Source organism: Streptomyces turgidiscabies Car8 (assembly GCF_000331005.1).
Taxonomy (GTDB): Bacteria; Actinomycetota; Actinomycetes; order Streptomycetales; family Streptomycetaceae; genus Streptomyces; species Streptomyces turgidiscabies.
On record NZ_AEJB01000259.1, the window covers coordinates 1 to 10178 of the forward strand.

Here is a 10178-nt window from a genome sequence, read left to right on the forward strand (position 1 = left end):
GGGCCGAACCAGTGGGGCTCGGTGGTGTCGAACTCGGCCACTTCGCCCGGCCGCAGCGTGAAGTCCTGCGCCCCGAGGACGAGGCGTAGCCGACCGGCGAGGACATAGAGCCATTCGTAGCCCTCGTGGGTGACCAGTTCCGCCCGGCGGGGCGTCAGTACCTGTTTGAAGACCTGCACTCGGCCCGGGTACTGCGTCAGGGGTACGAGGACGATGGCGGCCCTTTGTCAGCCCTTCACATCAGTGAGGAAGGCTGCCCAGGCTCCGGCCTGGAACAGGAGTACGGGGCCGTTGTGGGCGGCGGTTTTGGAGTCGCGTACGGGGATGACTCCGGGGGTGGCGGACACCTCGACGCAGTCGCCGCCCGTGCCGTTGCTGTAGCTGCTCTTGCGCCAGAGGGCGGCCTCGGGGAAGGCGCCGGCGAGTTCGACGCACTCGCCGCCGGTTCCGTTGCTGTAGCTGCTCTTACGCCATACCGCAGTGCTCAAGTCAGGCTGGATGCTTGCCATTTCGGTAGTCCTCTGCCGCTTGTTCGATCATGGCCAGGGACGCTTCCGGCGGGAGTGCGGCGGCCCTGAGTAGATCGTACGACTCGCGGTACTGCTTCACGAGCGGCGGGTAGTCGATGAGTTGCCCGCTGTGCAGGCTCTCGGTGTAGACGACGGGTGGGGCGTCCGGGAAGGTCATCGTCCTGGTCATGCCCATCATGAACGGGTGGGTGGTGGCGCTTTCCGGAACGATCTGTGCAATGGAGTGCGTCCTCCTCACCACGTCCGCGATGTGATCCAGGAGCTCGGCCATTCCCTCGTCTGGGAGGACCCGGCGGCGCAGCAGCGACTCATCGAGGATGGCCCAGAATGCGGGGGGCGTCTCGGACTCGAAGAGGACCGCACGCTTCATCCGGGCCTGCACCTTCTCCTCGACCTCCGCGTCGGAGGCCCTTGGCATGGCTGCGCGGGTGAGCGCGCGGGCGTAAGCGGCCGTTTGGAGCAGGCCGGGCACCAGCATTGGTGCCCAGTCCTCGATTGACTCCGCATGCTGCTCCATCTCCAGCACGTCCGCGAAATACTCCGCATGCCCCGACTGCTTCGCTCGCCGCGCGTCTTCACAGCGGCGTACGAAAAAGCCGTCCGTGCCGAGTTTCTGGTCGACGTGTCTGGCCAGGTCGTCCGTCATGCGGCGTTCGCCGCGTTCGACCTGGCTCAGGAACGAGATGCCGCGCCAGCTTCCCTCGACCAGTTGTTCCAGTGTCAGGCCCGCTTCCTCCCTTCGGAAGCGCAACTCGGCGCCGTAGAACGAAGGGACGTTCGCCGACGCGTCGGGTTCCTTGCGGACCGGCACAACTCTCCACCGCCTCTTTCCAGTTGCGCTGCGCAATCTGAATCCCTTCCACCGTACGCACAGTCACGTCACTCTGTGAGGGAATCGTCACAGAGCGCACTTGAGCGCTCGCTGAACAGGGAGGTACCCCGATGGAGCCCACGCCGCCGAACCCCACCGTCTACGACGTGACCCTTTGCGTCGAGGAACTCCGTGCCGCCCTCGGTGAGCACGGCATCACCCTCCCCTCGTTGCGCGTCGATCTGCCGAGTTTCGCGGGGAGTTACCCGGCGCCGACGGGCCTGCTCCAGCTGGGCGGCTGCAACGCGCTCACCGCGCGGAAGCTGGCCGCCGTACTCCGGGGTGCGGCGGCACCGAAGTGAACGCGGCGGACTTCCGCGTCGAACTGTCGGCCGTACCCGAGGCGGTGCCGGAGCTGCGGCGGGCGGTGCGGGAGTGGTTCGGGGAGGACGCGTACGGGTGGGTCAGTGGGGACGTCCAGCTGTGCCTCACCGAACTTGTGGGCAACGTCATCCGGCACGTGGGGGAGGGGACGTCCGTTTCCGTGCGGGTGGCATGGGTTGACGACGGCGCCCGTGTCCGGGTGGACGTGAGTGATCCCGACCCGCGCGCCCTTCCTGTGCTGCCCGGCGCCACGAGAGTCGACGAGTCGGGGCGCGGGTTGGCGCTGCTGGGCGCCCTCGCTGTGCGGTGGGGCGTGGAGATGAACGGCGTGGGCAAGACGGTGTGGTGCGAGGTGGCCGGTGCTGTGGATGTGGATGTGGAAGGAGGTGAACCGGTGCCGCCGGCAGCCTTCCGGATGGACCTTACGGGCGTGACGGGCGTGACGGACCTGGTGGACGGGAACCATGCCGCCGTCAGTCGTACAACCGTCCGATAGACGCCACGGCCGCCCCGCCCCGCCCGGCCCCCGGACACACCACGACCGCGGCGGCTCCCCCTCCGCGCCGCCGCGGTCGTTCCCCGTGTGCAGGTGTACGTCTGTTGTAAGTCCGTCGGAGCCGGTGGCTCAGACCGGCTCGTCCGTCGCGTGGATGTCGTTCGGCTTGGCGGTGACCGGTTCCGTCGTGGCGTGGATGTCGCCCAGGATCGTGGCCGTGGCCTTGGTCTGCTTGGCCGGTTCGGTCGTCGCGTGGATGTCGCCCAGGGTCGTGGCGGTGACCGGCTCGCTCGTCGCGTGGATGTCGTTCGGCTTTGTCTCGTCGCTCATGCTGCTGTCTCCCCGATGATGGTGACGGTGTACTGAGGGCCCGCCCCGCGACTCCCCCGCGGACTACGGAGCGGGCCCCTGGGCCGGTTCACCCTAAGAGGTCCGGCCCTCTGTCGTTCCGCCTGCCCCCCGACGCGACGGCTCGACAGGGACGAGCCTGCCGGACGGCGATAAACGAATGATGAACGCCGACCGTCCGCGGCCGCTCCGGGCAACCCTCAGCAGGTCGCACGCGTCGCCTGCCCCAGCAAACCCCGCACCGCGTCCGCCTCCGGTGCCTCCAGCGACTCGAAGATGCCGAGCGCGTCCTGCCAGCAGACCTTGGCGCGGTCCAGCTGGCCGATGCCGTGCAGGGCGCGGCCGAGGACCGTGAGGACGTTGCCCCGCCGCCACTCGCCGCCTATGCCGCGCAGCACCGTCAGCGCCTGCTCGGCGTTGGCCGCCGCCCGTGCCGAACGGGCCGCCGCGAGATCGACCTCGGCGAGGCGGAACAGGGTCATGCCCTCCCAGAGGCGCTGCCTGCTGTCCCGGAACACCCGCAGGGCCTCGTCGAGATGGCCGGCGGCCTCCGTCAGGCGGCCGCTCTGGGTGAGCGCCAGGCCGAGTGCGTACCGGCCGTTCGCTCCGCGCAGGGCGTGGCCCATCGCGTCGTACATCGCCGTGCCCTGCTCGGCCAGGGCGACCGCGCTGTCGGTGCGGCCGGTGGCGAGGTGGATGCGGGAGAGGTTGCACAGCGCGCTGGCCTCACCGGGGCGGTCCGCGCAGTCGCGGAAGCTCTCGATGGCCCGGGTGAGGTGGGCCTCGCCCGAGGCGTGCCGGTTCTGGTAGAGGGCCACGACTCCGCTGATGTTGGACGACCAGCAGGCGGTGAGGCGGTCGTCGGCCGCGAGGGCCAGCTCCGATGCCCGTTCCGACTCCTGGATGGCGACGTCGAAACGGCTGCTCGAGAAGCAGTGCACGAAGGCCAGCGCGGTCAGGATGCGGGCTTCCGTACGGGTGTCACCGGCGTCCCGGGCCGCGTCCCGCACGATCGCCGCGACCGCCTCGTACTCCCGGGAGTTGGTGCCGGACTCGGCGAGTTCGACCGCGGCCCACAGCACGTCGGCGGCGCGGCTGAGCATGTTCCGGCGGCCCGCGGACTGGCGGACGCAGGCCAGTACGCACACCGCCTCCGCGTGCACCCAGTCCTGCGCGGCGTGGCTGTCGGCGAACGTCAGCCCCGGATACTCCGTGCGTTCCAGGTGGTCGACGAGCCGGTCCTCGGGGCGCTGCACACGGTAGGTCGCGGCGACCGTCGCGAGGTAGAAGTCGAGCAGCCGGGACATTGCCGACTCCCGTTCGCCGGGCGGGTGTTCGTCCCGTTCCGCGCAGGAACGCGCGTAGAGTCGTACGAGGTCGTGGTAGCGGTAGCGGCCCGGCGCCGCCGACTCCAGCAGCGAGGTGTCCACCAGGGACTCCAGGACCTCCTCCGCCTCGTCGACCGGCATTCCCAGTACGGCCGCTGCCGCCGCGAGCGAGATGTCCGGGCCGTCGGCGAGGCCCAGGAGGCGGAACGCGCGGGCCTGTTGGGCGTCCAGGGCGCCGTAGCCCAGCTCGAAGGTGGCCTTCACGGCGAGGTCGCCGGCCTGCAGCTCGTCCAGGCGTCGGCGTTCGTCGCCCAGCTTCTCGGCGAGGACGGACACCGTCCACGTTCTGCGCGCCGCCAGCCGGGACGCCGCGATCCTGATCGCCAGCGGCAGGAAACCGCAGGCCGCCACCACGTCAAGGGCGGCCTTGCGCTCGGCGGCGACCCTCTCCGTGCCCACGATCTTCGTGAACAGCTGGAGGGCCTCCTCCGGGGACATGACGTCCAGGTCGACGAGATGGGCGCCGGCCAGGTCCACCATCCGTACCCGGGAGGTGACCAGGGCCGCGCAGCCCTCCGTGCCCGGCAGCAACGGGCGTACCTGGGCGGCGTCATGGGCGTTGTCCAGGAGGACCAGGACGCGGCGGCCGTCCAGCACCGAGCGGTACAGGGCCGCGCGTTCCTCCAGCGAGTCCGGGATCGCCGAGTCGGCCGTACCGAGGGCACGCAGAAACGCCCCGAGGACCGTCTCCGGCTCGGCCGCCTGCGTACCGGCGCCCTGGAGGTCGACGTACAACTGCCCGTCGGGGAAGGTGGAACGGGCCTGGTGGGCCACATGGACGGCGAGGGTCGTCTTGCCCACGCCCCCGATACCGGCCAGGGCGGACACGGCCATCACCCGGCCCTGTTCCGACGACGCCGACGACGCGGACGACAGGACCTTGCTCAGCTCGGAGACGAAGGCGGCGCGGCCCGTGAAGTCCGGCACGGTGGCCGGGAGTTGCGCGGGACGGACGAGGGCCGGGGCAGGCTCGGGAGCGAGCGGGGCGGAGGGCTCGGCGAGCCCGGGGTCCGCCTGGAGGATGCGCTGCTGCAACTCCTTGAGGCCGGGCCGGGGATCGACACCGAGTTCGTCGGCGAGGAGGCGGCGTGTGTCCGCGTACACCGCCAGGGCCTCGGCCTGTCTGCCGCTGCGGTACAGCGCCAGCATCAGCAGCTCGCGCAGCCGCTCCCGGAGGGGATGCTCGGCGGTCAGGGCGGTCAACTCGCTGACGGACTCGGCGTGACAGCCCTGTTCGAGGTCCATGTCGAGGCGGGATTCGAGGAGTTGCAGGAGCCACTCCTCCAACCGGGCCCGCTGGGCGTCCGCGTACGGGCCGGGAATGCCTGCCAGCGGCTTGCCGTCCCACAGGTCCAGCGCCTGGTTGAGGACCTCCCGGGCGTGGCACAGATCGCCGGCGCTCCTGGACTTGTCCGCCTCCGCCGCCAGTTCCTGTGCCACCGTCAGATCCAGCGCGCCCTCGGCGAGCGAACGGATCGCGTACCCGCCCGACTCGCTCACCAGCACCCAGGCGCCCAGCACCTTCCGCAGCCGGGACGCGTACGTCCGTACCGCCGCCAGCGCCTGCGACGGCGGGTCCTCGCCCCACAGCGCGTCGATCAGCTCGGCCGCCGTCGCTGTCCGGCCCTCGCGCAGCAACAGCGCGGCGAGCAGCGCCCGTTGCTGCGGGGATCCGGTGGGCAGGGGTTCCTCGTCGCGCCAGGCCCGCACCGGTCCGAGCACGCCGAAGCGCAGAGCCGCCGGGGAGTCGGCGGGGGAGTCCGTCAGGGATTCCACCGGATTGTCCCTGGGATCCCGCTGTGCCGGCACTCGCGGTACAGCCGGTATGTCACCCATCACAGCTCCCTGCCGAACATCAAGACCAGGACGTCAGTTTGCCTTGTCTCTGGCGTATGCGTCAGCTGTCGAGACAGCGATCACAGGTCGGCGCACGAGGTATTACAGGGTTCTCACACGATCTCCGCACAGGGTCGCACAGAAAGGGACGTGTGACCGCGTAGCTGACGGTTCGTCAGATCGGCGCTACCGTGCCTGTCATGGAGACGACCGTGGAGGCGACTGTGGAGAGCACGGAGACGGCGAGCACCTTCCCGAAGATCATCTCGGTGGACGACCACACGGTGGAGCCCCCCGATGTCTGGCAGGACCGACTGCCCAGGAAATACCTCGACATAGGCCCCCGCGTGGTCCGCGCACCCCTGAAGGAGATGTCCTTCCTCGGCGGCCGGTTCAAGCCCGTCATGGGCGAACCAGGCGACGACGGCCCGATCGGCGACTGGTGGATCTACGAGAACCTGCAACGCCCCCTCACCCGCCTCGACACCGCCGTCGGCTACGACCGGGACGAGATCAAACTCGAAGTCATCACCTACGAACAGATGCGCCCCGGTTCCTACGACGTCCCGCAGCGACTGGCCGACATGGACATCAACCACGTCCAGTCCGCAGTCTGCTTCCCGACCTTCCCGCGCTTCTGCGGCCAGACCTTCACCGAGGCCAAGGACCACGAACTCGGACTGCTCGGCGTACGCGCCTACAACGACTGGATGGTGGAGGAGTGGTGCGGGCCGAAGGCCCGGGGGCGCCTCATCCCCCTCACCCTCATCCCGCTCTGGGACGCGGAGCTGGCCGCCGCAGAGGTCCGGCGCAACGCCGCCCGGGGCGTCCGCGCGGTCGCCTTCTCCGAGATCCCCCCGCACCTCGGCCTGCCCTCGGTCCACGGCGACGACTGGGACCCGTTCCTCGCCGCCTGCGCCGAGACGGGGACGGTCATCGCGATGCACATCGGCTCGTCGAGCCGGATGCCGTCCACCTCCGCCGACGCCCCGCCAGCCGTCGGGTCCACCATCACCTTCGCCAACTGCTGCTTCTCGATGGTCGACTGGCTGATGAGCGGCAAGTTCGAGCGCTTCCCGCAGCTGAAGATCATGTACGCGGAGGGCCAGATCGGCTGGATCCCCTACATCCTGGAGCGCGCGGACGTGGTCTGGGAGGAGAACCGGGGCTGGGGCGGAGTCGCCGACAAGGTCCACCGGCCGCCGTCCGAGCTGTTCGCCGAGCACGTCTACGGCTGCTTCTTCGACGACGCCTTCGGGCTGAAGAACCTCGACTCGATCGGCGTCGGCAACGTCCTCTACGAGACCGACTACCCCCACTCCGACTCGACTTGGCCCGGCTCGCGGGAGGTCGGCGAGAGGCAGATGGGGCACCTGGACCCGGAGGTCGTGGAGCGGATCGTACGAGGAAACGCGATCGAGCTGCTGGGGCTGACACCGGACGGGCTGTGGCGCCCGGGGAGTGCGGCGTAGCGGGAGAAACGGCGTAGAACCCATAGCGTCGCTGGTCATCCGGTACCGTGAACTTCCTTGGGGGGCCAAGTGGTCGGACTGTGAAGGCGTGCTGCCGAACACGGCTGCCCCCCTAGCGTCCGCAGCGACCGCAGGGATCGCAGCACAGGGAAGACGGGGGCCGTCCGTTGCCGTACACCGCCGAGATCAGCCGGACCAACCCGGGGTGCTTCATCTTCCTCGTGGACCAGTCCGCCTCCATGAGCGATCCCATGGCGAGCGGTGAGACGACACAGCCGCGCGCCGAGGTCGTGTCCAACGCCATCAACCGGCTGCTGACGGAACTGTCGGTCAAGTGCGCCAAGGAGGAAGGCGTACGCGACTACTTCCACGTCGCCGTGATCGGCTACGGCCATCAGCACGTCGGCTCCGCCTACCAGGGCGCCCTCGCCGACCGCGACCTCGTCCCGCTCGGCGAGGTCGCCAACAACCCGGCGCGGGTGGAGAGCCGTACCAAGAAGGTCCCGGACGGCGCCGGCGGACTGGTCGAGACGACCGTGCAGTTCCCGGTGTGGATGGACCCGGTGACCAACGGCGGTACGCCGATGACGCGCGCCCTCGACTACGCGGACAAGCTCGTGTCCAACTGGGTCGACGCGCACCCCAGCGGCTTCCCGCCCATCGTCCTCAACCTCACCGACGGGGAGTCCACCGACGGCGACCCGACCAGCGCCGCCATCGGCCTGGCCTCGCACGCCACCGCCGACGGCCCGGTCCTCCTCTTCAACCTGCATGTCTCCGGCAGTGGCGGCGCCCCCATCACGTTCCCGGACAACGAGGAGCAACTGCCGGACACGTACGCCAAGTTGCTGTTCCAGATGTCCAGCGTGCTGCCCAGTCACATGCGCTCGTACGCCGCCTCGCAGGGCCACCACGTCAGCGAGACCACCCGGGGATTCGTCTACAACGCCGACATCGTGTCCATCGTGGAGTTCCTCGACATCGGCACCCGTGCGACGGAGCTGCGCTGACCATGGGGGACATCCCGGCGCTGCCGCGGGCGCAGTGGTTGTGGACGCAGAAGTCGGGCAGCAGCGAGCGGGAGTGCGAGGACGCCGCGTACGTCTGGCAGTCCGGAGAGGCGGGCGTCGACAGCGCCGGACGGGCTGCCGCGTCCCTGTACGCCTCGGTGTCCGACGGCGCCTCGGAGAGCCTCCTCGCCCGCGACTGGGCCGCGCTCCTGGTCCGTGACGCCGTCGAGTCGATGCGCCTCGCCGGTGACTGGTGGCAGGAACCCGGCACGTTCGTACGGGACTTGATGGAGCGTTCCGCACTGCACTGGGACGCCTTCCTCACCCGCTACCAGGCCGAGCGGGCCGGCCAGGGCAGACCCATCGCCTGGTACGAGCAACCCGGCCTGGAAAAAGGCGCGTTCGCCACGGTGCTGGGGGCCGAGATCCGGGCCACCGTCCTGGACGACGGCACGACCCGCTGGTTCTGGTACTCCTTCGCCCTCGGCGACAGCTGTCTGTTCCAGCTGCGCGACGGACGCCTCCTCGACTCCTTTCCGCTGCGCACGGCCGAGGAGTTCGGGATCACCCCGCAACTGCTCGGCAGCCGCAACCATGATGTGGGGCTGGTCGCGAAGCGGATGCGGGTGGCGTCGGGCGAGCTGCTGCCCGGCGACGAACTCATGCTCACCACAGACGCGTTGGCCGCCTGGGTACTCTCGCGGAAGGCGGGGGGAGATGCCGAACGGACCGTCGATCTCCCTGCCTTCGCCGCGTTCGACCAGCGGGACTTCACCGACTGGGTGGACGACCAGCGGGCGCGTGCCCGGATGCGCAACGATGACGTGACGCTCGTCCGGGCGAGGTTGGGAGCGGAGGCGTAGATGGCGGTGTTCCCCGGCGGTGCCCCCGGAACCGGCTCGGCCCGGAGGTTTCCGACGGGAGCGAACTACGCGGAGGCCCTGCAGCATCCCGAACTGTGCTTCAGCGACCCCGACCTGAAGGACGGCAGGGTCCAACAGGACCCGGTACTGGGCCCGAAGGCGATCTCCGGCAACTTCGCGAGCGTCTTCTCCGTCACGGCGAGGAACGGGCAGCGGTACGCCCTGAAGTGCTTCACCCGGGACAGCGCGACCCTCGGCAAGCGCTACTCCGCCATCAGCTCGGCACTCGGCGGACTGGGCGGAGCGGGCGTGAACGGCCTCTCCCAGCCGTGGCCGGTCGGTTTCGACTTCCTGGAGCAGGGCGTCCTGGTCGGGCGGGAGTGGTATCCGGCGGTCAAGATGACCTGGGTCCAGGGCACCGGCCTCATCAGCTGGATCGAACGCAACCTCCACGACCCGGCCCTCCTGCACACGCTCGCCGACCGGTTCCTGGCCATGACCGCCGACCTGGAGCGGAACGGCATCGCCCACGGCGACCTCCAGCACGGCAACCTCCTCGTGGCCGCAGACGGGACCTTCCGTCTCGTCGACTACGACGGCATGTACGTCCCCGCCCTGCGCGGCGAGCAGGCCACCGAGAACGGCCACCGCAACTACCAGTCGCCCTCCCGTACGGCCGCCGACTTCGGCCCCGCCATGGACCGGTTCTCCGCCTGGACCATCGAACTGGCCCTTCTCTCCGTCGCCACGGACCCCGGCCTCTGGACCCAACTCCACGACAGACACGGCGAGTTCCTGATCCTCTCCGAGGCGGACTTCAAGGAACCGGCGACCTCTCTCGCCTGGCCGGTCCTGCTGAGCCACCCGGACCAGCGGGTCCGGGACATGGCCGGCCGGGTGCGGGGCTTCCTCGGCAGGCCGGCCTCCGCCGTGCCACCCCTGACCGCCGACGCCGTGCGGCTGCCGGCGCAACGGTCGGGATCGGGCGCGGGGGTGAATGCCGGTACCGGGCCGGGTGCGGGCGGTTACACGGCCGGCCT

The 10178-nt window shown here is 69.9% G+C and carries 10 protein-coding genes and 1 pseudogene; 6 read left to right on the forward strand and 5 right to left on the reverse strand.

Features of this window, described 5'->3' with window-relative positions:
- The 3 genes and pseudogenes from STRTUCAR8_RS16915 to STRTUCAR8_RS16925 all read right to left on the reverse strand — a co-directional run.
- Positions 1 to 212, reverse strand: a pseudogene (locus tag STRTUCAR8_RS16915) (cupin domain-containing protein); the annotation flags it as partial.
- A gap of 15 nt (positions 213 to 227) precedes the next feature.
- Positions 228 to 509, reverse strand: coding sequence for a DUF397 domain-containing protein (locus tag STRTUCAR8_RS16920; protein WP_006377029.1), 282 nt, complete (start codon positions 507 to 509; stop codon positions 228 to 230).
- The gene (locus STRTUCAR8_RS16925) at positions 490 to 1341 is read right to left on the reverse strand and encodes a helix-turn-helix domain-containing protein (protein WP_006377028.1); all 852 of its coding nucleotides are present in this window, start codon (positions 1339 to 1341) and stop codon (positions 490 to 492) included. The genes STRTUCAR8_RS16920 and STRTUCAR8_RS16925 overlap by 20 nt, the downstream gene beginning before the upstream one ends.
- Positions 1342 to 1472: 131 nt before the next feature.
- On the opposite strand from STRTUCAR8_RS16925, the gene STRTUCAR8_RS51710 reads away from it, so the two are divergent.
- On the forward strand, positions 1473 to 1703 hold the full coding sequence (locus tag STRTUCAR8_RS51710; protein ID WP_006377026.1) for a hypothetical protein: 231 nt from the start codon (positions 1473 to 1475) through the stop codon (positions 1701 to 1703).
- On the forward strand, positions 1700 to 2221 hold the full coding sequence (locus STRTUCAR8_RS51715) for an ATP-binding protein (RefSeq protein ID WP_006377027.1): 522 nt from the start codon (positions 1700 to 1702) through the stop codon (positions 2219 to 2221). Before STRTUCAR8_RS51710 ends, STRTUCAR8_RS51715 begins: the two co-directional genes overlap by 4 nt.
- A gap of 129 nt (positions 2222 to 2350) precedes the next feature.
- On the opposite strand, the gene STRTUCAR8_RS16940 is transcribed toward STRTUCAR8_RS51715, so the two are convergent.
- The gene (locus STRTUCAR8_RS16940; protein WP_006377022.1) at positions 2351 to 2551 is read right to left on the reverse strand and encodes a hypothetical protein; all 201 of its coding nucleotides are present in this window, start codon (positions 2549 to 2551) and stop codon (positions 2351 to 2353) included.
- 218 nt (positions 2552 to 2769) lie between these two features.
- Positions 2770 to 5793, reverse strand: a complete 3024-nt coding sequence (gene afsR / locus STRTUCAR8_RS16945; protein ID WP_044472338.1) for an SARP-family global regulator AfsR — start codon at positions 5791 to 5793, stop codon at positions 2770 to 2772.
- 200 nt (positions 5794 to 5993) lie between these two features.
- Between afsR and STRTUCAR8_RS16950 the strand changes: the two genes are divergently transcribed.
- The 4 genes from STRTUCAR8_RS16950 to STRTUCAR8_RS16965 form a co-directional block, all read left to right on the forward strand.
- Positions 5994 to 7265, forward strand: coding sequence for an amidohydrolase family protein (locus STRTUCAR8_RS16950; protein WP_179200693.1), 1272 nt, complete (start codon positions 5994 to 5996; stop codon positions 7263 to 7265).
- Positions 7266 to 7432: 167 nt separating this feature from the next.
- Positions 7433 to 8275 carry a vWA domain-containing protein gene (locus tag STRTUCAR8_RS16955; protein ID WP_006377025.1) on the forward strand — a complete coding sequence of 281 codons (843 nt, stop codon included), beginning with the start codon at positions 7433 to 7435 and terminating at the stop codon, positions 8273 to 8275.
- A 2-nt stretch (positions 8276 to 8277) separates the two neighbouring features.
- The gene (locus tag STRTUCAR8_RS16960) at positions 8278 to 9138 is read left to right on the forward strand and encodes a hypothetical protein (protein WP_006377023.1); all 861 of its coding nucleotides are present in this window, start codon (positions 8278 to 8280) and stop codon (positions 9136 to 9138) included.
- Positions 9139 to 10178, forward strand: a 1040-nt coding sequence (locus STRTUCAR8_RS16965; protein WP_006377024.1) for a BUD32 family EKC/KEOPS complex subunit, incomplete at its 3' end; no start/stop codon positions are given.

Coding starts and splice junctions, on each gene's coding strand:
- STRTUCAR8_RS16960 (WP_006377023.1), top strand. CDS start 8,278: ATGGGGGACATCCCGGCGCTGCCGCGGGCGCAGTGGTTGTGGACGCAG.
- STRTUCAR8_RS16920 (WP_006377029.1), bottom strand. CDS start 509: ATGGCAAGCATCCAGCCTGACTTGAGCACTGCGGTATGGCGTAAGAGC.
- afsR (WP_044472338.1), bottom strand. CDS start 5,793: ATGGGTGACATACCGGCTGTACCGCGAGTGCCGGCACAGCGGGATCCC.
- STRTUCAR8_RS16950 (WP_179200693.1), top strand. CDS start 5,994: ATGGAGACGACCGTGGAGGCGACTGTGGAGAGCACGGAGACGGCGAGC.
- STRTUCAR8_RS16940 (WP_006377022.1), bottom strand. CDS start 2,551: ATGAGCGACGAGACAAAGCCGAACGACATCCACGCGACGAGCGAGCCG.
- STRTUCAR8_RS51710 (WP_006377026.1), top strand. CDS start 1,473: ATGGAGCCCACGCCGCCGAACCCCACCGTCTACGACGTGACCCTTTGC.